General features: G+C 66.6%; 22 protein-coding genes. 7 read left to right on the forward strand and 15 right to left on the reverse strand.

The genetic code is table 11. The features are described 5' to 3' along the window. Positions 1–12: 12 nt before the first annotated feature. Genes JF781_RS19655 through JF781_RS19675 form a run of 5 tightly spaced genes read right to left on the reverse strand, consistent with a single transcriptional unit; the run spans position 13 to position 6,505 of the window. The gene (locus JF781_RS19655; RefSeq protein WP_225329066.1) at positions 13–1,314 is read right to left on the reverse strand and encodes an LLM class flavin-dependent oxidoreductase; all 1,302 of its coding nucleotides are present in this window, start codon (positions 1,312–1,314) and stop codon (positions 13–15) included. 2 nt (positions 1,315–1,316) lie between these two features. Beyond that, on the reverse strand, positions 1,317–3,044 hold the full coding sequence (locus JF781_RS19660; RefSeq protein WP_225329087.1) for an FAD-binding protein: 1,728 nt from the start codon (positions 3,042–3,044) through the stop codon (positions 1,317–1,319). Positions 3,045–3,052: 8 nt separating this feature from the next. Then, on the reverse strand, positions 3,053–3,970 hold the full coding sequence (locus tag JF781_RS19665; protein ID WP_255642101.1) for a 3-carboxyethylcatechol 2,3-dioxygenase: 918 nt from the start codon (positions 3,968–3,970) through the stop codon (positions 3,053–3,055). Continuing rightward, a complete protein-coding gene (locus JF781_RS19670) occupies positions 3,918–5,642 on the reverse strand; it encodes a bifunctional 3-(3-hydroxy-phenyl)propionate/3-hydroxycinnamic acid hydroxylase (protein ID WP_225329064.1) in 1,725 nt (574 codons plus the stop codon). The genes JF781_RS19665 and JF781_RS19670 overlap by 53 nt, the downstream gene beginning before the upstream one ends. Then, positions 5,642–6,505, reverse strand: coding sequence for an alpha/beta fold hydrolase (locus JF781_RS19675; protein WP_225329086.1), 864 nt, complete (start codon positions 6,503–6,505; stop codon positions 5,642–5,644). Before JF781_RS19675 ends, JF781_RS19670 begins: the two co-directional genes overlap by 1 nt. A 126-nt stretch (positions 6,506–6,631) precedes the next feature. Between JF781_RS19675 and JF781_RS19680 the strand changes: the two genes are divergently transcribed. Further along, the gene (locus JF781_RS19680; RefSeq protein ID WP_225329063.1) at positions 6,632–7,309 is read left to right on the forward strand and encodes an IclR family transcriptional regulator; all 678 of its coding nucleotides are present in this window, start codon (positions 6,632–6,634) and stop codon (positions 7,307–7,309) included. A gap of 14 nt (positions 7,310–7,323) precedes the next feature. Continuing rightward, complete coding sequence (locus JF781_RS19685; protein WP_225329062.1) at positions 7,324–8,940, forward strand: FAD-dependent oxidoreductase; 1,617 nt, start codon at positions 7,324–7,326, stop codon at positions 8,938–8,940. A 33-nt stretch (positions 8,941–8,973) separates the two neighbouring features. On the opposite strand, the gene JF781_RS19690 is transcribed toward JF781_RS19685, so the two are convergent. Then, positions 8,974–9,726 carry a CTP synthase gene (locus JF781_RS19690; RefSeq protein WP_225329061.1) on the reverse strand — a complete coding sequence of 251 codons (753 nt, stop codon included), beginning with the start codon at positions 9,724–9,726 and terminating at the stop codon, positions 8,974–8,976. Between the two features lie 134 nt (positions 9,727–9,860). On the opposite strand from JF781_RS19690, the gene JF781_RS19695 reads away from it, so the two are divergent. After that, positions 9,861–10,604 (forward strand): class I SAM-dependent methyltransferase, encoded by a 744-nt coding sequence (locus JF781_RS19695; protein ID WP_238958359.1) that lies wholly within the window; start codon positions 9,861–9,863, stop codon positions 10,602–10,604. Between the two features lie 172 nt (positions 10,605–10,776). On the opposite strand, the gene meaB is transcribed toward JF781_RS19695, so the two are convergent. The 3 genes from meaB to JF781_RS19710 form a co-directional block, all read right to left on the reverse strand. Continuing rightward, on the reverse strand, positions 10,777–11,664 hold the full coding sequence (meaB, locus tag JF781_RS19700; RefSeq protein WP_225329059.1) for a methylmalonyl Co-A mutase-associated GTPase MeaB: 888 nt from the start codon (positions 11,662–11,664) through the stop codon (positions 10,777–10,779). Positions 11,665–11,671: 7 nt separating this feature from the next. Continuing rightward, positions 11,672–12,811 (reverse strand): thiolase family protein, encoded by a 1,140-nt coding sequence (locus JF781_RS19705; RefSeq protein WP_225329058.1) that lies wholly within the window; start codon positions 12,809–12,811, stop codon positions 11,672–11,674. 115 nt (positions 12,812–12,926) lie between these two features. Beyond that, positions 12,927–13,445 (reverse strand): phenolic acid decarboxylase, encoded by a 519-nt coding sequence (locus JF781_RS19710; protein ID WP_225329057.1) that lies wholly within the window; start codon positions 13,443–13,445, stop codon positions 12,927–12,929. Positions 13,446–13,612: 167 nt separating this feature from the next. On the opposite strand from JF781_RS19710, the gene JF781_RS19715 reads away from it, so the two are divergent. Beyond that, positions 13,613–14,479 carry a proline iminopeptidase-family hydrolase gene (locus JF781_RS19715; protein WP_225329056.1) on the forward strand — a complete coding sequence of 289 codons (867 nt, stop codon included), beginning with the start codon at positions 13,613–13,615 and terminating at the stop codon, positions 14,477–14,479. Positions 14,480–14,500: 21 nt separating this feature from the next. On the opposite strand, the gene JF781_RS19720 is transcribed toward JF781_RS19715, so the two are convergent. From JF781_RS19720 to JF781_RS19735, 4 genes are all read right to left on the reverse strand, one after another. Next, the gene (locus tag JF781_RS19720; protein ID WP_225329055.1) at positions 14,501–15,271 is read right to left on the reverse strand and encodes an enoyl-CoA hydratase/isomerase family protein; all 771 of its coding nucleotides are present in this window, start codon (positions 15,269–15,271) and stop codon (positions 14,501–14,503) included. 120 nt (positions 15,272–15,391) lie between these two features. Beyond that, positions 15,392–16,474: an acyl-CoA dehydrogenase family protein gene (locus JF781_RS19725; protein ID WP_225329054.1), complete on the reverse strand. Its 1,083-nt coding sequence runs from the start codon at positions 16,472–16,474 to the stop codon at positions 15,392–15,394. Continuing rightward, the gene (locus JF781_RS19730) at positions 16,461–17,366 is read right to left on the reverse strand and encodes an acyl-CoA dehydrogenase family protein (protein WP_225329053.1); all 906 of its coding nucleotides are present in this window, start codon (positions 17,364–17,366) and stop codon (positions 16,461–16,463) included. The genes JF781_RS19725 and JF781_RS19730 overlap by 14 nt, the downstream gene beginning before the upstream one ends. Beyond that, positions 17,344–18,750: a class I adenylate-forming enzyme family protein gene (locus JF781_RS19735; protein ID WP_225329052.1), complete on the reverse strand. Its 1,407-nt coding sequence runs from the start codon at positions 18,748–18,750 to the stop codon at positions 17,344–17,346. The genes JF781_RS19730 and JF781_RS19735 overlap by 23 nt, the downstream gene beginning before the upstream one ends. A 124-nt stretch (positions 18,751–18,874) precedes the next feature. Between JF781_RS19735 and JF781_RS19740 the strand changes: the two genes are divergently transcribed. Genes JF781_RS19740 through JF781_RS19750 form a run of 3 tightly spaced genes read left to right on the forward strand, consistent with a single transcriptional unit; the run spans position 18,875 to position 20,837 of the window. After that, the gene (locus JF781_RS19740) at positions 18,875–19,213 is read left to right on the forward strand and encodes a 2Fe-2S iron-sulfur cluster-binding protein (protein ID WP_225329085.1); all 339 of its coding nucleotides are present in this window, start codon (positions 18,875–18,877) and stop codon (positions 19,211–19,213) included. A 16-nt stretch (positions 19,214–19,229) separates the two neighbouring features. Next, positions 19,230–19,544, forward strand: a complete 315-nt coding sequence (locus tag JF781_RS19745; RefSeq protein ID WP_225329051.1) for a DUF4286 family protein — start codon at positions 19,230–19,232, stop codon at positions 19,542–19,544. A 36-nt stretch (positions 19,545–19,580) separates the two neighbouring features. Further along, on the forward strand, positions 19,581–20,837 hold the full coding sequence (locus JF781_RS19750; RefSeq protein WP_225329050.1) for an amidohydrolase family protein: 1,257 nt from the start codon (positions 19,581–19,583) through the stop codon (positions 20,835–20,837). 64 nt (positions 20,838–20,901) lie between these two features. Here JF781_RS19750 and JF781_RS19755 read toward each other — a convergent pair whose 3' ends face one another. Next, a complete protein-coding gene (locus tag JF781_RS19755) occupies positions 20,902–21,327 on the reverse strand; it encodes a nuclear transport factor 2 family protein (RefSeq protein ID WP_225329049.1) in 426 nt (141 codons plus the stop codon). Between the two features lie 90 nt (positions 21,328–21,417). Next, positions 21,418–21,894 carry a hypothetical protein gene (locus JF781_RS19760; protein ID WP_225329084.1) on the reverse strand — a complete coding sequence of 159 codons (477 nt, stop codon included), beginning with the start codon at positions 21,892–21,894 and terminating at the stop codon, positions 21,418–21,420. Positions 21,895–22,010 lie beyond the last annotated feature (116 nt).

Here is a 22,010-nt window from a genome sequence, read left to right on the forward strand (position 1 = left end):
AAAACTCGGGCTCTACTTCTGCTGTTCCTTCGCCCGCTGCGCGGCCTGCACGCGGCCTTCGTTGATCTCCGCCATCGCTTCGGGGATCTCGCTGGCGGTGAATTTACCGCCGCGGCCGGTGGGCAGTCCACCAAACGAGTAGTCCTCATCGAACTGCGGCGCCGTCGATTTCGGGCGGCGCGCCTCCACCTTTTCGATGACGGGCGCCAGCCTGGTGGCCTTGTCGGCCACCGCCTTGGCGTCGCGCTCGATGAACTCGGGCAGCACCTCCTTGCCCATCAGCTCGATGGATTCCATGGTGCCCTCGTGGCTGCGCGGGTTGAGCAGCAGGATGATCTCGTCGACGCCGCTTTCCTCGTAGCCGCGCAGGAATTCACGCACCGTGGCGGGCGACCCGATTGCGCCGCGTCCCGGCCCGTAAGCCAGCGTGGGATCCTTGTCGACCTCTTCGAGGTACCGCTGCCACACGCCGGTCCGGCCGGGCGTGTGCACCCCGGTCATGTAGTAGTGCATGATGCCGAACGAGAAGAAGCCGCCGCCCTGCCCGAGCCGCTGCAGCGCCTGCTCGTCGGTCTTGGCCACCATCATCGACAGGTCGCCGCCGATGGCGAGGATGTTCGGGTTGATTCGCGGGGTCACCGGGACGCCGTTCTCTTCGAATTCCTTGTAGTAGCCGTTGACCCGCTCGGTTAGCGGTCCGGGGCCGGTGTAGGCGAAACTCAAGGCGCCGATGGCCTTTTGGGCCGCCATCTGCACGCTGGCGGGCCGCGTGCAGGCGACCCAGACGGGCGGATGCGGCTTTTGCAGCGGCTTGGGAACGACGTTGCGCGCCGGCATCTGAACGTGCTCACCGTTGAAACCGGTGAACGGCTCCTCGATCATGCAGCGGATCGAGACCTCGAGGGCCTCCTCCCACTGGGCCCGCTTGTCGGCGGGGTCGATGTTGAATCCGCCGAGCTCACCGACCGACGACGATTCCCCGGTGCCGAATTCGACACGGCCGTTGGAGAGCAGGTCCAGGGTGGCGATACGTTCGGCGACCCGGGCGGGGTGGTTGACCACGGGCGGCAGGTGCATGATGCCGAAGCCGAGGCGAATGTTCTTGGTGCGCTGGCTGGCCGCGGCCAAGAAGATTTCCGGCGCCGTCGAGTGGCAGTACTCCTCGAGGAAGTGATGCTCGGTCAGCCACACGGTGGAGAAGCCCGCTTTGTCGGCGGCCTCGACCTCGTCGAGACAGTCCTGCATCATGATGTGCTCGTCGTCGGGAGCCCAGGGCCGCGGCAGGGCGAATTCGTAGAACAGCGAGATCTTCATTGCTACCTCCTATGAGTATTAACGGCTCGATTGGCTGCTTGTGCCGCAACGTGTTTCGCGGCGACAAAGCCGAAGGTCATGGCGGGGCCGATGGTCGCACCGGCACCGGCATAGCTGCGTCCCATCACCGGCGCGGAGGCGTTGCCCACCGCGTAGAGCCCCGGCACCACGGTGTCGTCGCTTCGCAACACCCGGGCGTGTTCATCGGTGCGCAGGCCGCCGGACGTCCCGAGGTCCCCGAGGACGATTCGGAACGCGTAGTACGGCGGATCACCGAGCGGATACAGGTTCGGGTTGGGCAACGTGTGATCGCCGTAGTAGTTGTCGTACACGCTGTCGCCGCGGTTGAAATCGTCGTCGTGACCCTTGCGGGCGAGTTCGTTGAAGCGGCGGGCGGTTTCGGTGAGCTCGCCCGCGGGCACGCCGATCTTGCCCGCCATTTCTTCCCACGTCTTGGCCTCCTTCACCACACCCGACTCCAGCCAGGCGGATGGAACCTTCCGGCCGGTCGGCACCGGCGCGAACGGGATCTTCGGTATCGGCAGGTGCCCGCCGACGACATAGCGGTGGAACGACCGCTGGTCGGTGATCAGCCAGCACGGGATGTGGGTGACGCCGGACCTCTGGCCCTCGATCATGGCGTGGCCGAAATCCATGTACGGGGCGGCTTCGTTGATGAACCGCTTGCCGGCACCGTTGACGATGAACTGCGCCGGCATCATCCGTTCGTTGAGCATGAATTGCATGCGGCCGTCCGGCCATTGGATCGCGGGGAACCACCAGGCTTCGTCGAGCAGGTCCGTGGCGGCGCCCACCTTTTGCGCAGCACGGATACCGTCACCCATCGCCGCCGGGTTGCCGAAACTCCAGTCCTGGTCCACCTCGGGCAACAGCTCCTTGCGCCAGGCGAGATCGTGGTCGAATCCGCCGGACGCCAGGATCACGCCTAGCCGCGCACCGATCCGCCGGGACTTGCCGCCGGTCTCCACCACCGCGCCGGTCACCGCTCCGTCGGCGTCGGTGAGCAACTGCGTCATCGGCGAGTCCAGCCACAGCGGAATACCGCGTTCCCTCAGCGCCAACCGGAGCCGGGCCGCCAACGACTGTCCGATCGCGGCCATCCGCTCGCCGAAAACCCTCGCCCTGACCATCCGCGCGATCAGCTTGAGCAACACGCCCTTGCCGGCCCAGGACTGGCGGATTCGGTAGAAGGTGCGCAGTTCCTTGGGGCCCAACCAGATTCCCCTGGGCGCCAGCGCCAGCGGCTGCAGCAGCTGCTGCTCGTCGGCGCCCAGCTCGCGCAGGTCGATGGGCGGCACGTTGATGGTGCTGCCGAGCTCGGAGCCGCCGGGCAGCTCCGGGTAGTAGTCGGCATACCCGGGCTTCCAGACGAATTCGAACCAGCCCGACAGTTGCTCCAGAAACTGGAGCATCTGCGGTGCCGTCTCGACGTATTGCCGTATCCGTGCCTCGCTGACCAGGCCGTCGGTGATCTGCTTGAGGTACCCCACCACGCCCTCGGGTTCGGGCGCGTACCCCTCCCGGCGCTGCGCGGGCGCGCCCGGAACCCAGATACCGCCCCCCGACAACGCGGTCGAACCCCCGAAGTGGGAGGACTTTTCGACCACCAAGGCGTCGAGCCCGGCGGCCTGGGCGGTCAGGGCAGCCGTCATGCCACCCCCGCCCGACCCGACGATGAGTACGTCGATGACGTGATCGAAATCGTCCATTGTGTCCGTCATCTCGGGAGTGCCGTTCGGATGGCGAAACCGGCGATCAGCTCGGGAGCGGGTTTGTAGTAGCGTCCGACGATTTCGTAGGGGCCCGCGGTCTCCAGCGCCGCGAATGCCGCTACCCACGTGCGGATTTCCTGCGCGGAGCCGCCGCCCTCGTGGGCCACGAACGAGTTCGACCACTGATCCAATTCGCTCAGCCCGCCGCCGTCGATGATTTCGAGGAACCGGTGATCCCACGTCGGGTTGAGTGGTTGCAGGCCGCTGTCTCCGGCGGCGAAGCTCTTGGCCGCATCGATGACGGCCGCTTGCCGGGCCTGGCGCTGCTCGGATGTCATCGGCCGTCCATGCACGATCCGCTCCAGCACGGGCGGGCCCGCGGTCTTTAACGTCGGCACGGGAGGACTGTGCGAGAGCCCACCGGAGCCCAGCACCAGGACGCGCTTGTCCAGGGTGCCGAGATAGGCGCCGACGGCGGCACCGAGCGCTCGGCAACGACGCATCGGGCCCAGCGGCACGCCGATCGCGTTGATGAAGATCGGGATCACGGGACGCGAAGTGGCGTCACCGAAAAGCTTTTCGAGCGGCTGGACGGTACCGTGATCCACGTCCATGCTGGCGGATACGGCGATGTCGACATCCGCGTCGAGGATGGCCTTCGCGCAGTCGCCGGCAAGCTCCTCCGGCACGTCCAGCGGGCCGGCATGGGTGCCGTAGTCCCCCACCCCGGTGGCGCTCGTGCCGATACAGAACGGCGGCATCACCTTGTAGAAGAACCCGTTGTAGTGATCCGGCGAAAAGGTGACGACGAGTTCGGGATCGAAGTCCTCGACAAATCCTCGCGCCTCGGCGATGGCGCACTCGATGTCATCAAGCAGGTCCCGCGACGGCCCCGGAAGACTCAGGAGCGGGCTGTGCGACATACAGCACAGAGCCAGTGCCACTTTGCAAATCACCCCCTTGCGGCGTCAGGGCCAGCGCGTCCAGGAGCGCGGCGCTCAGGTCGGGCGTGCGCTGAGCGATGCACGCGCCCGCGATACACCGATCGGGGCGCAGGAACAACACCGATTCGGAGTGGGTGTCGAACCACGCTTTGAGGTCCCCGCGGCGATCGCCGACCACCACGACGTCGGGGTCGTCGTGCCCGGTCCAGTGCAACTGCGTCACCGGCCGGAGCGCAAAGAAGCGCGCGCCCAAGGCTTTCCAGCTGGCGAAGGCGGATTCGCCGAGGAGTTTGCGGGGGTTGTTGTTCCAGCACAGCACGGCGAACCAGGTGCCGAGCACGTCGTCGAGCAGCACATCCTGTTGGTCTCGGGTGTCGACTCTCGGCTGGATGAACAGCGTTCCGACCGGCGAATCGGCGCGGCCGGGTGCGGCATGCACGACGGCACCGTGTTCGTAGCGCGGCATCGGCTTGAACCGCATCTCCAACACATACCGCTTGAGCGACGGCACGATTGACGCCGACCGCACGAGCAGGTCACGCGCGCCGGCCACCCGGCGGTTGGTCGGCGAGATCACGCGGCCCACCATGGTCGACAGGTCGATCATCGCGCGCGCGTGCTTGCGGCGCTCCACGTCGTAGGTGTCCAACAGCTTGTCCTCGGCCCGGCCGCTCACCACCGCCGCGAGCTTCCAGCCCAGGTTGGCCGCGTCGCGAATCCCGCTGTTGTAGCCCTGCCCCTGCCACACCGGCATCAGGTGCGCGGCGTCGCCGGCCAGCAGCAGCCGGCCCTTGCGGAACGCGCCGGCGATCCGCGAATGGTGCGTGTAGACCCGGCGCCGGATCACGTCGACCCGGTCGGGGTGGGGCACCATCCGGGCCAGCATCTGTTGCAGGAAGGCCGGGTCTTCCGCCTGTTCGTCGGTCTCGTCGGCGTGAATCATGAACTCGAAGCGGCGAATACCGTGGGCGATCGAAATCGAGGCGTACGGGCGCTCGGGGTCGGCGCCGACCTCGCTGTTCGGGTGCCCGAGCGGGTCGTTGGCGATGTCGACCACCAGCCACCGCGTCGAGGACGTCGTGCCGTCGAACGAGACCCCCATCACGCGGCGCGTCATGCTGCGGCCGCCGTCGCAGCCGACCACATAACGTGCCCGCACTCGCGTTGTGCCGCCGTTGCTTTCGGCGCCGCCGCCGAGTTCGACGGTGACCCCGTCGGCGTCTTCCCGGCAGCCCGCCATCGGGCTTCCCCACCGCACGTGGACGTGTTCGAATCGGTCCAGGCCGGCCAGCAGCTCGGCATCAACGAGCGGTTGCACGAACCCATTTCGCTTCGGCCAGCCGAAACGCGCGTCGGGCGGGGCCATTTCGGCGAGCACGCGGCGCTTGGCGTCCATGAAGCGCAGGATCTGGTTGGGCACCGTGTGCGGCAGCACCCGGTCGACAAGACCGATCGACTGGAACGTGCGCAACGCCTCGTCGTCCAGACCCACCCCGCGCGGGTAGTCGATGAGGGTGTCCCGCTCGTCGACCACCTCCGTGCGGATCCCTTGCAGGCCAAGGATGTTGGCCAAAGTCAAGCCGACCGGGCCCGCACCGACGACGAGTACGTCGGTCTCGGTGTCAGGTGTCTCTTGCCCCGGAGCCGCCATCAGCGACCCAGCAGGAAATCGAGATGCAGGCGATTGAAGGTCTTGGCGTCCTCATACTGCGGCCAGTGACCGCACCCGGGCATCACCTCGAAGCGCGCGCCCGGGATCATCGACGCGATGCGCCGGCCTTCGGTGACATCTGCGGTCGGGTCGTCACTGGTCCAGAGCACCAGCGTCGGCGCGATGATCGCGCCGTACTCGGCCGGACCCAGGATGTTGCGCGCCCGAATCTCGGGATCCTGCAACGCCATGATGTCGCGCATGGCCGAGACGAATCCCGGCTGGCGATAGACGCGCTGGCGGCTGGCGACCAGATCGTCGTATTCCTGGGACTTGTCGGCCATCAACCATTTGATCCGCGCCTGAACCGTTTCCCACGTGGGATCCTCGGCGGCCGCCATCGACAACGTGATAATCCGTTGCATCACGACGGGGTCGGCCTGCGAGCCGCCGGCGGTGTTGAGCACCAGGCGGTCGACCACGTCGGGGTGGTCGACGGCGGCCCGCGCGGCCACCCAGCCGCCGAGGGACTCGCCGCTGATGCACGCGCGATCGACACCGATGGTGCGCAGCACGGCCATCAGGTGCTCGACATAGTGGCGGACCTCCAGCGGGTGGCCTGGCTTGTCGGTGTAGCCATGGCCCAGCATGTCGATCGACCAGGTCCAGAAGTGATCCGCATGGGCCGCGAGGTTGCGCACGTAAGCCTCGGCGTGACCGCCGGACCCGTGCAACAGAACCAGCACCGGTTTGCCGGGGTCCCCGGCCCGTAGGTACCGGGTCCGTATTCCTCCGGCGTCGAGGTAGCCCTGCTCAAACGCGACGCCCTGGAGATCGCTCCAGATGCTCTCGAACTCCGCCACGGTCCTGTCCGGCCTCCAGATCGGGGAAATCTCGTTCTCGTTTTCCACGTATTTTGTGTGCTAATATCGCACACTGATGTGCGTTATATATAGAGCTTCGCTCTCGCGGGAAGGTCTGTCAAGGCCGTGACGGGTTCCGGTACCGGGTCGCAAACCCTGGCCAGGGGACTCACCGCGCTGCAAATGGTGGCCGATTCCCCCGCCGGGCTCACGGTGCAGCAGCTCGCCGACCAGGTCGGGGTGCACCGCACGATCGCCTACCGGTTGCTGACGACGCTGGCCGAGTTTCGGCTGGTCGCCAAGGGTGAAGACGGGCGCTACCGCCCCGCCGCCGGTCTCGCCGTGCTCGGCGCGTCCTTCGACCGCAACGTGCGCCAACTGAGTCTGCCGACGTTGCGCGCGCTGGCCGACGATCTCGGCACGACGGTGTCGTTGCTCATCGCCGAGGGCGACCAGCAGGTGGCGATTGCGGTCATCGTGCCCAGCCACGTCGCCTATCAGCTGTCCTTTCACGAAGGCAGCCGCTACCCGCTCGACCGCGGCGCCGCCGGGATCGCCCTGCTGGCGTGCATGCCGCCGCGCCCCGGCGAACGGGAGCTGGTCTCGCGGGCGCGCGAGCGTGGCTGGGTGACGACGTACGGCGAGATCGAACCGAACACCTACGGCCTGGCCGTGGGGGTGCGCCGCCCGGCGCCGTCCCCACCGACGTGCATCAACCTCATCTCGCACCGAGAAGACGTGGTGCTGCGCGGGAAAGACGCGGTCGTCAAGGCCGCCAAGCAGTTATCGGAGCTTCTGAGCTGAAGGGATAGCAGTCCATGTCATGGGACCACGAAGTCGATGTCGTCGTGCTCGGCAGTGGCGGCGCGGGCCTCACCGGCGCGCTGACCGCGGTCGTGGCGGGCGCATCCGTGGAGGTCTACGAAAAGGCCGCGACGGTAGGCGGGACCACCGCCGTGTCGGGCGGCATCGTGTGGATTCCCGCCCACAACCGTTCTCCCGACGGCGAATTGACGCCATCCGACGCGTTGAAATACCTGCGCGCCCAGTCGCTCGGCTCGATGGACGACGAGCTGGTCGACACGTTCGTGCGCACCGGTCCGGCGATGCTCGATTTCATCGAGGCGCACAGCGGCCTGCACTTCGAGATCGCGACCGGCTTCCCCGACTATCGGCCGGAGTTGCCGGGGGGACAACCGACCGGCGGCCGATCACTGAGCGCGGCTCCCTTCGATCTGGCCCAGTTGGGCGAATGGGCCAAGCGGATAACGTCTTTCCCAGCCGACTGGTCCAACGTCGGTTTCGATGCCGAGACCAGGGCACGCCTGCACGCGGCGATCGACGAGCGAACCGGCCACCTGTGCGTCGCCGGCACGGCGCTGATCGCGGGGTTGCTGAAGGGTCTGCTGGACGCCGGGGTGACCCCCCACACCCATGCGCGGGCCGAGGAACTCATCGCCGAGGGCGGTGAGATCACCGGGGTGCGCGTCGCGCTGCCGGAACGGACGATCAGCGTCCGCGCCCGACGCGGGGTCATCCTGGGCACCGGTGGCTTCGAGTGGGATCATGCTCTGGCACAGGCCTTTCTGCGCGGCCCCATGCACGGCGCGGTCTCTCCACCCAACAACACCGGCGACGGGTTGCGCATGGCGATGGCCCACGGGGCCGACCTGGCCAACATGGGCGAGGCGTGGTGGGTGCCGATCGTCCAAATCCCGGGCGACACCATCGAGGGCAAGCCACGCAGCCGCAGTGTGCGTCTGGAAAGAACGCGACCGCGCAGCATCATCGTCAACTCCGCCGGGCAGCGCTTCGTCAACGAGGCCTGCGACTACAACTCGATGGCCGGCGCCTTCCATTATCTGGATCCTCGCGGCGGGTACGTCAACGATCGCGGCTGGATGGTGTTCGATTCGGTGCACCTGCAGCGCTACGGATTCCTCGGTGTCGAACCGGGACAACCCGTCCCGGAGTGGTTCTGCGAGTCGGCGGACCTCGCCGAGTTGGCCGCTAAGACCGGCATCGACCCTGGCGGCCTGACCCGCACCGTCGAGAGCTGGAACCGTCACGTGGCGGCCGGTGAGGACCCCGACTTCGGGCGGGGTTCCAGCGCGTACGACGGCTACTGGGGTGACGACAGCGCGACCACGCAGGCCGGCAAGACGCTGGGGCCCATCGACACCGCCCCGTATTACGCGGTGCCGGTGAGCATCGGCGCGATGGGCACCAAGGGCGGCCCGCGCACCGATCACGACGCGCGCGTTCTGCACGTCGGCGGTGAGCCGATACCGGGGCTTTTCGCGGCCGGTAACGCGATGGGCGGCGTGACCGGGCGAGCCTACGGGGGCGCCGGCGGAACAATCGGTCCGGCAATGGTTTTCGGCTATCGCGCCGGTCACGCGGCGGCCACCGGGAAGTCCGTCGACCTGGAGTAGCCGACGCCGGCCTGGTGTACCGAGCGTGGGTTCTTACGGCGCCGGTCGCGACCCAGTTGCTGGCCGATCGTGCTGCGCGGCGAGTTTGCGGTTGGCGGCCGCCCACAACAGTTGTGTCACAAGCGGATGAGGTTCGTCGATGGTCGAGCGATTCTGCGGAACGAACAACGTGGCGATGTAGTACGGGTGGCCCGTTAGCTCCAGGACGCGAGCTTCTTCGTCATCGTCGACTCCGGTGACGCGCAGTCCACCTTCCTCCAGCGCGGGTCGATAGGTTTCGTTCAATCCGAAGTTGCAGTAGTACTTTTCGTGAATTCGCCGCTCTCCATAGCACTGCGCGGCCAGTGATCCCGGCCGGAGGTTGACCGGCATGGTTCGGCCCGCCAGGGAACACGTCAATGATGAGATGAACAGCAGAGAGCCGTACGGATCGTATTCGGCGTGCTGCGCATCGTCGAAGCCGAGTACGTTACGGGCAAATTCAAGAACAATGTGCTGGTATCCGCCGCAGGTACCCAGCGTAGGCAGCTGGTTTTCGCGCCCGAAACGTAAAGCACCAAGGGCTCCGCGCAAACTGCGGTAGGGACTGCCGGGAGCGCACCACAGCGCATCGGCGGCAGCGATCGACCGGAGGTCAGCCTCAAGCAATTCGGTGGCCAGCCATGTTACGGAGGCATGCAGTCCCAGCAACATTGCTGAGTGGCTGATCGCGTTGTTGGTCGCGATATGAGGCGCATAGGAACTGTCGAAATCGCCAACCACCGTGATGTTCAACGGCTCGGTCATTGGTGGCTCCTTCGCTCGAAGGCCCTCCCAGCGTGACAGCTTGCCTCGCTACACACCAATTCTTTTCGGGTTCGAATTCGTGTGACCCACAGTGGGGCTGGCGCAATCGGTCCGACCTGCGTCATCCTGTGTTGATGGTGGCCTACGACCGGATCGGTGCTACCTATCGCAGCACTCGCCGGCCCGACCCGCGGATCGCTTGGCAGGTGCGCGACGCGCTGGCCACGATGGGCTCCGTCGTGAACGTCGGCGCGGGCACAGGCTCCTATGAACCGGCCCAGACCGTCGCCGCGATCGAGCCCAGCATGGTGATGATCGCGCAGCGTCCTGCCGGCTCGGCGCCGTGTGTCCAGGCCGTGGCGGAGGCACTGCCCCTGCGGGACAAGTGTGTTGATGCCGCAATGGCCTTGTTGACCGTGCATCACTGGGGCGATCTCGCCACCGGGATCGGCGAGCTGCGCAGGGTCAGCCGCCACCGAATCGTGATTTTCACCTGGGATCAAGCGGTGATAGGCGATTTCTGGTTGCTACGTGAATATCTGCCCGATGCCGCACGGATCAACGAGGCACTGTACGTGCCGATCGAACGACTGGTGGAGTTGCTGGGCGGCGCGCAGGTGCACGCCGTGCCCGTGCCGCACGATTGCACCGACGGGTTCGGCGCCGCCTTTTGGCGCCGCCCGCATGCGTATCTGGATCCCGGCGTCCGCGCGGGGATCTCGATGCTGGCCTACGCGGATCACGGCGCCCTGGCCGAAGGATTGGGCCGGCTCGCGGCCGACCTGCGCTCCGGACGATGGCAGCAACGACACGCGGAACTGCTTGGACAGCAACAACTCGACGCCGGATACCGCCTACTCATCAGCGATTGCGGCTAAGGACCACCAGGTGAGTCTCGTTTGTGATAGCACCGGTGATAGCGCAAACGAGACTCACCTCGTGCCATGGTCACTGGTACTCACGTGGTGGAGGCGAGGTGCAATCCAGACCGCCTTGGAGCACTAGCAAAACGCAGGTGCCCTTTCCCCCGATTGCGGGACAAACGGGCGGTCAGTCCGTCTGAGGTGTGCGCGGTGAGAGCAGCCTATCGGCCGCCGTGTAGGGGTCCTGGTCGCCGTCGACGACCGCCTCGGCGAGCCGGTCGAGATCCGGCTGGGTCCGCAGCCGGGTTTGGGCCAGCGACAAAATCTGTGCGCGGGCACGGGCCAGCCGGCGGGCGCGGCTGTCGGTGCGGCGGTGGTCCTCGATGACGGCCATCAGGTCCTCGATGCCCTCGCCCTTGGCGGCGATCAGCGGAACGATCGGGGCGCTGGTCTCGGCCCGAAGATCGCGGACGGTCTGCTTCGCGCCGTCCCGGTCCGCCTTGTTGACCGCCACGATGTCGGCGACTTCCAGCACTCCCGCCTTGGCGGCCTGGACAGCATCGCCCGCCCCGGGATTGAGAATGACGACGGTCGGGTCTGCGACGGCGGCGATCTCGATCTCGGACTGCCCCACCCCCACGGTCTCGAGCAGGACGACGTCGTAGCCGATCGCCCCCAGCAGGCGGATGGCCGCCGGAACCGCGGCGGCCAGCCCGCCGAGATGGCCTCGGCTTGCCACCGAGCGAATGAGCACGTCGGAGTCGTTGATATGCGCGGCCATTCGGATTCGATCGCCCAGCAGCGCACCGCCGCTGAACGGCGACGACGGGTCGACGGCCAGCACCGCCACCCGGCACCCACGCGTGCGGTAGGCGCCGACCAGGGCGGCGACCGTCGTCGACTTGCCCGCGCCCGGCGGCCCGGTGATGCCGATGACCGGCCCCATGCCCTCCGGTGCGGGTCCGATCGCCGCCAGGACCTCGTCGCGCTGTTCACCCTCGACGAGGCTGAGCAGCCGACCTGCCGCGCGGGGAGATCCGTTGCGCGCGCGGTCAATCAGGTCAGCGATGGTCATGTACGCATTATGGGGCCGCGACCTCGATCACCGTCGCCGAGCCCATTCCACCGCCCGCGCACATCGCCGCGACGCCGATGCCGCCGCCGCGGCGGCGCAATTCGTGCACCAGGGTGACTAGCATCCGGGCTCCGGTCGCCGCGACGGGATGCCCCAGCGAGCAGCCGCTGCCACTGACGTTGACCTTCTCGGGGTCAAGCTCGAGGAGCTTGATGGTGGCCACGCACATCGCCGCGAAGGCTTCGTTGATTTCGAACAGGTCCACGTCGGCGATTGAAAGACCAGCGCGGCCAAGGGCTTTCGGTATCGCCTCGACGGGTGCCAGGCCGGTGATCGCCGGGTCGACACCGACGGACGCCCAGGACCGGATGGTGGCCAGCGCGGGTAGTCCGAGCCGGTCGCTGGCGATCGTCAACGCGGCGGCCCCGTCGTTGGCGCCACAGGCGTTGCCGGCGGTGATGGAAAAGCCCTCGATCTCCGGGTGCAACGGCTTGAGCGCGGCCAGCTTCTCCATGCTGGTGTCGCGTCGCGGGTGCTCGTCGACCGCGAACAACCCGTGTGGGGTGTCGATCGGGACGATCTCCTCTTTGAAGCGGCCTTCGTCGATGGCGGCGATGGCGTTGCGGTGCGAGCGCAGCGCCCAGGCGTCCATCTCCTCGCGGCTCACGCCGGCCTTGACGGCGGCGTTCCAGCCGACCGTAATGGACATGTCCATGTTGGGTGCTTCGGGGCGATCGGGGTGGGTCGGGGGGAACCAGTCGACCCATTCGCCATCCAGCTGCATCCGCGACCGCGGCGACGTGGATGCCGAGTTCACGCCGCCGGCGATGACGAGTTGGTCCATTCCCGCGCGCACGCTCGCCGCCGCGCTCTGCACGGCCGCCTGGCCCGCCGCGCAGTGGCGATTGTTGGCCAAGCCGGGCACCTGGGTCAGGCCCGCGGTGATGGCGGCGTGGCGCGCCAGCACGCCGCCGCCGTAAAGGCCCTCGCCCAGGATTACGTCGTCGACCTGCTCGGGGTCCAGATCCGTTGCCGCTTCGGTGATGACGTGGTGCGCCAGATCGAACGCGCTGGTGTCGCGCAGGGTCCCCTTGCGGGCCGTGCCGATCGGGGTGCGCAGGGCGGACACGATGACGGCTTCAGGCACGGGTCTTCTCCAGTTCGGCCGGTGGGTGCGCGGCGGTGAAAGCCACCCGCACATTCACGAGAATCGTATTCTCTCATTACGAGAGTACGAGTCGCAACAAGCGGCGGAAGACCGATCAGTTGGTGCGGTCGGACCATCCCGGCGGGAGGCGGTCGGGGCCGGTGTCGATGACGGTCTCGTCGTCGGTCCCGACGTATTCGAACAGGGTGATGTAGGCGAATTCGGGGACTTCGTAGATCGGGTAGGTCGGGCCTTGATCTCGGTAGGCCCGCATCTCATCCAGGTGTTCGTTCTGGTAGCAGACAGTGCGCTCGCCGTGCACGCGGATCCACTGGGGGAAGAAGATGACGCCGTGGATGCGCCGCTTGGATGGCAGGACGTTGACCGCGACACAGGTTCCCGTGGGTTCGGTCCAGGAGATTTTGAAACTGTCGTCGTCGAGTTGGACGAGGTTGACGTCCTGGCCCTTGACCCAGCGGCCGCCGACATGCCCGGAGTGGATGCGGTAGTCGATGGTGGTGGCGTTCTTGACGTACATCTCGTACTGCCATCCGTTGGCATAGGTGTAAATGAAGCGGTGCCCGACGATTCCCGAAAAGTCCTGCGGCGGAATCGGATTTGCGACGCTGGTCATTGCCGTTCCTCCTACTTGGGTCGCAGCCGTGTCGGCTGTCACGGTGATGATCCTGCCAGGGCGCGGCGCCGCTCGTACAGCAGGTTTTCACCGAATACCGGTTGATGCGCCCAACCGGCGTGCGCGGCGGTCCTGCGGAAAACGCGCCGATTTGCGATGGTGGATCAATGACTGAGGGAAGGGTCGCGGTCCCGGGCGGCGAGGTGTGGTTCAAGCGGACGGGTGGCGGCGCGGGCCTGCCGCTGCTCGTCATTCACGGCGGCCCGGGCTTGCCGCACAACTACCTGCGGCCACTGGGACGCTTGGCCACGCAACGCGAAGTCATCTTCTGGGACCAACTGGGTTGCGGGAACTCCAAATGCGCGCCAAACCCCGGGCTTTGGACGATGGACCGCTCGGTGGCGGAGGTGAATGCCGTGGTGCGGGCCCTGGGGCTGGACGGCTTCCATCTCTTCGGTAACTCCTGGGGTGGGATGTTGGCGCAGCAGTATGTGCTCGACAATGCCGCCGGGGGCGCCGCGAGCCTCACCATCTCGAACAGCATCGCGTCCATCCCGGAGTTCGCGAAGATGGTGGCGCGCTTGAAGTCCGAGCTGGATCCGGGCACCCAGGCGGCCATCGACCGGCATGAAGCCGCCGGCACGACCTACGCACCGGAATACCAGGCCGCGATACGCACCTGGAATGAAACCTACCTGTGCCGGGTGCGGCCCTGGCCGCGCGAGCTCGAGGAGGCGTTCAGAAGCATGGGGGCGGAAATCTTCGAGACGATGTTCGGCCCGAGCGATTTTCACATCGTCGGAACGATCCGGGACTGGGACGTGTTCGATCGGCTCACCGAAATCTCCTTGCCGACAATGCTGCTCGCCGGCCGCTACGACGAATGCGTGCCGGAACACATGTGGGCAATGCACCAGCGCATCGCGGGCTCCCGGTTCGAGCTGTTCGAATCCAGCGCCCACATGCCGTTCATCGAGGAGCCGGACAAGTTCGATTCGGTGATGCGCGACTTCCTGATTCGCCACGACGCCTGAAGCAGCCGCGCCGCAGCGGCGTCAGTTCTTCTTGGCCGCGTTGAATTTCGCGACGTTGGCCCGAAAGTCCTCGGTGACAAACGACTGGCTCTCGGCCGACAGCGCGTAGTCGAGGCTGGCGAGCACGGCGCGCTCCAGGTGGATGTTGAGCACCCGCTTGGTGCTCTCGACCGCCTGCTGGGGCAGTTCCAAAATCTTTTTCGCACAGGCGATCGCCTCCGAGAACGGGTCGGCCACCACATGGTTGGCCAGACCGAGTTCGACGGCACGCTGCGCTTTGATGCGGGTTCCGGTCAGCGCGAATTCCTTGGCGAGCAGCAGGCTGATGTGCAGCGGCCAGGTCAGCGGCCCGCCATCGGCTGCCACCAATCCCACCTGCACGTGCGGGTCGGCCAGATAAGCGTCCTCGGCGATGTACACGATGTCGCTGAGCGCGACCAGGCTGCAACCCAGCCCGACCGCGGGGCCATTGACGGCCGCCACCACAGGGATTCGGCACCGTGCCATGCCTAGCACGATTTCGCGACCGTCCCGGATGGTTTTGGCGCGCAGCTCAGCGTCGTTGGCCAGCTCTTCCAGGTACGTGAAATCGCCGCCGGCCGAGAACGCCCTACCGGCGCCGGTGATCACCGCGGCGCGGGCGGTGGGGTCGTCGGTCAACCGCTGCCACAGCCGCGCGAGCCCGACGTGCAGGTTGTCGTTGACCGAGTTGAGCGAATCCGGCCGGTTGAGCGTGATGACGCGCAGCGCGCCGTCGGCCTGGACGTCGATTTCGGTAGGCATGTCGTACACGTCAGACTCCTTCGATGATCGTGACCCGCTTCACCCGGGCTACACCCGCGTTCGCGATCACTCCTCCTTCGATGGTCGTGACCCGCTTCACCCGGGCTACGCCCGCGCTCGCGATCACTCCTACAATCCCAAGATTCGTGAGGCGATGATGTTCTTCTGTATTTGTGATGTCCCGCCCATGACGCTTTGCGCCCGGCTGTACAGATAGGCGCTGAGCAGGTCGGGATCGCGCGTGCCCGCGACGGCCAGGGCGGCGTGCCCGACGGATTGTTCGACCCAGGTCATCAGCAGCTTGTCCAGCGACCCTTCCGAGCCGTGGGACACCCCGTCGAGCTGTTCGGACAACCGCCGGCGCACGTGATGGGTCAGCATGTCCGACTGAACCGCGGCCCACGCCAGCTCTTCGGGCACTTCGCCGTCGTTGCGCGACAACAGCTCTCGGACGAGCTTGCCGTAGCGGGCGGCGTAGCCCAGGGTCGAGGGTTCGCGTTCGTGCCCGACGACGGTCATGGCCACCGCCCAGCCGTCGCCGGGAGCACCGACCATCCGGTCCGCCGGGACCGTGGCATCGTCAAAGAACACCTGACCGAATTCGTTGGTCACCCCGTTGATCATCTGCAGCGGGCGCTGTTGCACGCCAGGCTGTTTCATCTCCAGCACAAACGCCGACAGGCCGCGGTGGCGCTTGGCCTCGGGGTCGGTGCGCGCGAGCAGCAGGCACCAGTCGGCCACGTCGGAATAGCTGGTCCAGATCTTGTGGCCGTTCACCACATACTTGTCGCCCTCGAGGCGGGCGGTGGTGGTCAGCGACGCGAGATCCGAGCCGGCGCCAGGCTCGCTGAAGCCCTGGCACCAGCGCTCGGTGCCGTTGATGATGCCGGGCAGGAAGCGTTTGCGTACCTCATCGTTGGCGTGCTCGCCGATCCCGTACACCAGATAGCCGACGCTGGGTCGCGGGGGCGCGCCGGCACGCACCAGCTCCTCGTCGACGATGACGTCGTAGACCGGAGCCAGGTCCCGCCCGCCCCACTCGCGGGGCCAGGACAGGCCGAAAAATCCGTTGTCGTACAGGGCGCGATGCCAGTCGGCCATACGCGCCCAATACTCGTCTCCCGAGCCGGAAAACTCCTTGGCGTGCGCCGAAAGCCAGGCGCGCAAACGGTCGCGAAACGCGGCCTCGTCGGGTGAGTCACGAAAGTCCAAGATCGATCTCCTTCAACGCGACCGGCCACAGCTCGGTCGAGGTCAGGGCGCGGCGCAGATAGACGTGCGCCACGCACTCCCAGGTGTTGCCGATGCCGCCGTGCACCTGAATCGCCGTCTCGCAGACGGTTCGGGTGGCCCGCGCGCAGTAGACCTTGGCGATTTGGGCCGCCCGAATGGCTTCGGCGGGGGCCAGCTCATCGACCGCCCACGCGGCGTGGCGCAACACGCTCACCGAACCTTCAATCAGCGCAAGGCTTTCGGCCAGCAGATGCGCGATGGCCTGATACGACCCGATCTGCTTGCCGTATTGTTCGCGGATCTTGGCGTAGTCGCAGGCGACGGCGTGCGCGCCGCGGGCGACGCCGACCAAATCCGCCGTCGTCGCGACCAGAGCCAGCGCCCGCCATTGCTTGGCGACCTCAGTGGACACTTCGCCCAGCGCCACCGGTGACCCCACGATCTTCGCGTCGGCCCGCGTCAGATCGACGCCCTCGGTCAATGCCTGCACCTCGACGGCCGAGACCGCGCCGCCCGAGAGAGCTAACGCACGCCGGGCGCCGCGGGCGTCGATCACCCGATCGTCGACCGCGACCGTTGTCCCCGAGGCGTCTTCGCCGATGTGACGGGCGAGATCGTCGGCGAGCACCGGGCCGAGAAACGGCGAGTCAACCAGACGGCGGCCGAATTCCTCGGCCACGATGGCCACTTCCACCCCCGAGGCCCCATCGGAACGCAACGAGCGCCAACCGGTGGACTCGATCTGCTTGTCCAGGCGCGTGATTCGGGTCTGGTCGTCGAGTTCCTGCACCGCCGCAGGTCCGAGGTCGTCGGCCAGCTTCGCGGCGGCGTCGCGCAATTGCTGTTGTTCAGTTGTCAGACGTACATCCATAGCGCTCCTTCAGCACTCGGCGCAGCACCTTGCCCGAGGGCAGGCGGGGAATTTCAGGCACAAACACCACGCGGCTCAGATGTTTGTAGGACGCCAACTTCTCGTCCACCAGGGCGGTCAGTTGGGACGCATCGACAGGCTCGGCGGCCGCGACCGCGGCGACGATCGCCTCGCCGTTGATCCCGTCGGGAATCCCGAACACCGCACAGTCTTTGACCGCCGGGTGACCGTGCAACACCGTCTCGATCTCGGCCGGGGCGACTTGGAAACCACGGACTTTGATCATCTCCTTGAGGCGGTCGGTGATCCGCAGCCACCCGCCGGTATCGAGCCAGCCGACGTCTCCGGTCCGATACCAGCCATCGCGGATCGCCTCGTTGGTCGCTTCGGTCGGCAGGTAGCCGGCCATGAGCGACGCCGACCGGGCCTGAATCTCACCGACCTCACCGGAGCCGACCGGCTCGCCCGTCTCCAGCGAGACGACCCGCAGGTCCACACCGGGCACCGCCCGCCCGACGGTGTCGAGCCGCGCGTCCTCGATCGAATTGCACGTGATGACAGGCAATTCCGTGGTCCCGTAGGCGGGCAGCCACCTCACGCCGGTGCGCCGGGTCACCGTCTCCGCGACGTGGGCGTTGACCGGTGTGGCCCCCCACATGATGTAGCGCAGCGACGACAGGTCATACGATTCCAAGCGCGGGTGCGAGGCGATGGCGAGCGCGATCGGCGCGACCGCCATTTCCACTGTGATGCGGTCACTTTCGATGTGGTGCAGCACCCGGTCGATGTCGAACCGGGGATGCAGCCGCACGCAGGCGCCGGTCTCCCACGCGGTCAGCAGGTTCAGCAACCCGAGAATGTGTGACGGCGGGGTGGCGACTTGGATCCGGTCGCGGTGTGTCAACTGCAGGGCGTCCCGCCAGTGCCGCACGGCCTCGTCGAGCGAGGCGTGGGTGTGCCGGACCGCCTTGGGCAGGCCGGTGGTGCCGGAACTGAACACCAGCGCCGCGTCGGCCTCAGGGGGCGGCGGAGGACCGGCGGCCGGCTCGGCGGGCGGGACCGGCTCGTCCAGGTGCAGCATCGGCATCAGGCCGGCCAGCACCGGGTGGTCGCCGACGGCGTGCGCGGGGCCCGTCAGCGCGAGCGCGTGGTCGACCTCGTCGCGTTTCCAGGCCGGGCTGATGAGGACGGCCGTGGCGGCCAGCCGCCAGATCGCGAGCACCACGGCGAGGAACTCCGGCCGGTTGGACGCCATGACAGCGACCCGCTGACCCGCTGTGACGCCGTCTTTGACCAGGGCCGCGGCCCATCCGTCGGCCAACGCGTGGAGTTCGGGCGCGCTGAATCGCCGTTCCTCGAACACGAGCGCCGCCGGCTCGGTCACGTCCCGTCCTTCCTGACAGACCGGGCTGACCCGACATCCATACAAGGCTTGAGAAGATGCTATCGCTTCGTGAGAATAGTATTCTCTATACTGAAGAATGCAAGTACGGGAGGGGGCGGTCAACGTGACGGTCACCCGGATCATCGAGGAGACCCCGCGGGTGACAGATCCGGCCACAAACGGCTCTGGTGCCGGAACGGTGACAATTCATCTCGACCGCAAGAAGGTCTCGGTGCCCAGGGTTCCGGGCGAGACGCTTTTGGAGACCGCGCGCCGCGCCGGGCTGGAGCCGCCGTTCAGTTGCGAGGCGGGCAACTGCGGGACATGCATGGCCATGCTGGAAGAGGGCCACGCCACCATGCGGGTCAACGACGCTCTCGAACCCGACGAGGTCGCCGAGGGCTACATTCTGACGTGCCAGGGCGTTCCGGATACGGAGTCGGTCACGGTGCGCTACGAGTAGCAGCCAGGAGATAGCGATGGCCAAGGGCATCATCCTCGTGGAAAGCCGGCCGAGCTCGCCGGAGCGGGAACAGGAATACAACACCTGGTACGACGAGGTGCACCTGGGTGAGCTGGTGGCGCTCGACGGATTCGTCTCGGCACGCCGGCTGCGACCCGTCGACGGCGACGGCCCCTATGTCGCCATCTACGAGATCGAAGGCGACGATCTGCAGGCGATTCTGGACGGCATGATCGCCAATGCCGGACAGCTGCACATGTCCGACGCCCTGCAGCTGGACCCGGCACCGATTCCACGACTGCTCGAAACCACCACCGAGTGCAGCGGCTGACCGAGCTCGCGTCGCGCACACAAGAGGAGCACATTGATGAAGGCCGATGACCTGATCCTGGTGAGCATTGACGACCATGTGGTCGAACCGCCGGACATGTTCCTGCGCCACGTGCCCGCCAAGTACAAGGACGAGGCCCCGATCGTCGTCACCGATGACAAGGGCGTCGACCAGTGGATGTATCAGGGGCGGCCGCAGGGCGTGAGCGGACTGAACGCCGTGGTGTCGTGGCCGGCCGAGGAGTGGGGCCGCGATCCCGCCGGCTTCGCCGAGATGCGCCCGGGCGTCTACGACGTCCACGAACGCGTCCGCGACATGAACCGCAACGGCATCCTGGCGTCGATGTGTTTCCCGACGTTCACCGGGTTCTCCGCCCGGCACCTCAACATGCACCGCGAAGAGGTGACGCTGGTGATGGTGTCGGCCTACAACGACTGGCACATCGACGAGTGGGCCGGCTCCTACCCGGATCGGTTCATCCCGATCGCCGTCCTGCCCACCTGGAACCCCGAGGCCATGTGCGCCGAGATCCGTAGGGTCGCCGCGAAGGGCTGCCGGGCGGTCACCATGCCGGAATTGCCTCATTTGGAAGGGCTTCCGAGCTATCACGACGAGGACTACTGGGGACCGGTGTTCCGCACGCTGTCCGAGGAGAACGTGGTGATGTGTCTGCACATCGGCACCGGGTTCGGGGCGATCAGCATGGCCCCCAATGCGCCGATCGACAACATGATCATCCTGGCCACCCAGGTCTCGGCGATGTGCGCCCAGGATCTGTTGTGGGGCCCGGGCATGCGTAACTACCCCGACCTGAAATTCGCCTTCTCCGAAGGCGGTATCGGCTGGATCCCCTTCTACCTGGACCGCAGCGACCGGCACTACACCAACCAGAAATGGCTGCGTCGTGACTTCGGCGACAAGCTGCCCAGCGACGTCTTCCGCGAACACTCGCTGGCCTGCTACGTCACCGACAAGACGTCGCTGAAGCTGCGCCACGAAATCGGCATCGACATCATCGCCTGGGAGTGCGACTACCCGCACTCGGACTGCTTCTGGCCCGACGCGCCCGAGCAGGTGCTGGCCGAACTGAACGCCGCCGGCGCCGACGACGCCGACATCAACAAGATCACCTGGGCCAACGCCTGCCGGTTCTTCGGCTGGGACCCGTTCGCCCGCACGCCCCGCGATCAGGCGACCGTTAAGGCCCTGCGCGCCAAGGCAACCGACGTGGATGTGTCGATTCGGTCGCGCGCCGAATGGGCGCGGCGCTATCAGGAGAGGCTCACCTCTTAACGCCGAGCGTCGACTTGTTGGGCAAGGGCGATTTTTGCGCCACAACTCGACGTTCGGGGATCACTCAGCCCGTCGGCGGGTTGACGAACCACACGTTCTCCTCGCGCAGGCTGCGGCTGCGCCAACCGTCGGCCGTGCGCGTCAGCTCGTGGTGGTAATAGCCGCCGCAGTAACTCAACTCCGCCATGCCCGGCAGCTGCATAGGGTTGTAGAACATGGCGCGCACCGTCGCGGAATCGCCGTCGAGCGCCAGGATTTCCGCGTTGGTGATGTAGTGCATCGACATCGGGATCGCGCCGAAGCCCTGTTCCAGCCACGCGGTCACCTCGTCGCGCGGACCCGCCGCCGCGCCCGCCGAGGAGTAGTCGATATGCGCGTCGTCGGTGAAGACCGAGCGGTACAGCTCCCAGTCCTTGGCGTCGACCGCGCGGGCGTATCTGTAGAGTAGAGCGCCGATTTCGAGTTCGTCGGCGACCCGCTGCAAATCCATCGTTGCACCCTATACTCTTTGCGCCGAGCATCGGCTTGTTGCGCGAAATCGGGCCATTTTGGCCCCACTACTCGACGTTCGGCGGACGGACTAGCCTTGCGACAGCTCCACTCCCTCAAAGCTTTTAAGCATCTCGGCCGGTGGCGGCGTCATCTGAAGATAAACGTCGATGTGGCGGATCCGGTCATCATCGGTGAACTCATAGACGGTCAGCGAATTGACCACGCTACGGAATTCGCCCACCTCGCTCCGTTCCTCGAGCTCGAGGAACACGCGGCCACCGGACTCGGTGATGTGCTTAAAGGAACACTCCCACTCCGACGATGTCGCCCAATTGGTGAGGAATTCGACATAATCCGGCCACTTCATCACCTCTTTGAAAGCACCGATTCGCTCGAATTCACCGACGGCGACCAGCTCGGCCAGCGGACTCCAACTCTCCGTCGAGAAGCCTGGATTCTTCGCTTGGTCGACGAGCCGCTTCGTGGTGGCGCCGTACTGCAGCACCGCGCGCGATCGGCCGGTGTACGAGTCGATGACATCCTCGACCGTTGGCAACGCATTCACGCCGGCACCCCGGCCTTCCGCCGGCAACGTCTCAGGACCCCGATGCGCGCCATGAGAATTCCCCTTTCACCAGCGAGATGTGGCCAGTGTCTTGGCGTCCAACGTCGGCTTGTTGC

It is taken from the genome of Mycobacterium sp. WUMAC-067 (assembly GCF_020217485.1).
Lineage (GTDB): Bacteria > Actinomycetota > Actinomycetes > Mycobacteriales > Mycobacteriaceae > Mycobacterium.

Coding starts and splice junctions, on each gene's coding strand:
- JF781_RS19685 (WP_225329062.1), top strand. CDS start 7,324: ATGTCATGGGACCACGAAGTCGATGTCGTCGTGCTCGGCAGTGGCGGC.
- JF781_RS19710 (WP_225329057.1), bottom strand. CDS start 13,445: ATGACCAGCGTCGCAAATCCGATTCCGCCGCAGGACTTTTCGGGAATC.
- JF781_RS19730 (WP_225329053.1), bottom strand. CDS start 17,366: ATGGATGTACGTCTGACAACTGAACAACAGCAATTGCGCGACGCCGCC.
- meaB (WP_225329059.1), bottom strand. CDS start 11,664: ATGACCATCGCTGACCTGATTGACCGCGCGCGCAACGGATCTCCCCGC.
- JF781_RS19715 (WP_225329056.1), top strand. CDS start 13,613: ATGACTGAGGGAAGGGTCGCGGTCCCGGGCGGCGAGGTGTGGTTCAAG.
- JF781_RS19655 (WP_225329066.1), bottom strand. CDS start 1,314: ATGAAGATCTCGCTGTTCTACGAATTCGCCCTGCCGCGGCCCTGGGCT.
- JF781_RS19670 (WP_225329064.1), bottom strand. CDS start 5,642: ATGGCGGCTCCGGGGCAAGAGACACCTGACACCGAGACCGACGTACTC.
- JF781_RS19660 (WP_225329087.1), bottom strand. CDS start 3,044: ATGGACGATTTCGATCACGTCATCGACGTACTCATCGTCGGGTCGGGC.
- JF781_RS19695 (WP_238958359.1), top strand. CDS start 9,861: ATGGTGGCCTACGACCGGATCGGTGCTACCTATCGCAGCACTCGCCGG.
- JF781_RS19745 (WP_225329051.1), top strand. CDS start 19,230: ATGGCCAAGGGCATCATCCTCGTGGAAAGCCGGCCGAGCTCGCCGGAG.
- JF781_RS19755 (WP_225329049.1), bottom strand. CDS start 21,327: ATGGATTTGCAGCGGGTCGCCGACGAACTCGAAATCGGCGCTCTACTC.
- JF781_RS19750 (WP_225329050.1), top strand. CDS start 19,581: ATGAAGGCCGATGACCTGATCCTGGTGAGCATTGACGACCATGTGGTC.
- JF781_RS19690 (WP_225329061.1), bottom strand. CDS start 9,726: ATGACCGAGCCGTTGAACATCACGGTGGTTGGCGATTTCGACAGTTCC.
- JF781_RS19665 (WP_255642101.1), bottom strand. CDS start 3,970: ATGTCGCACAGCCCGCTCCTGAGTCTTCCGGGGCCGTCGCGGGACCTG.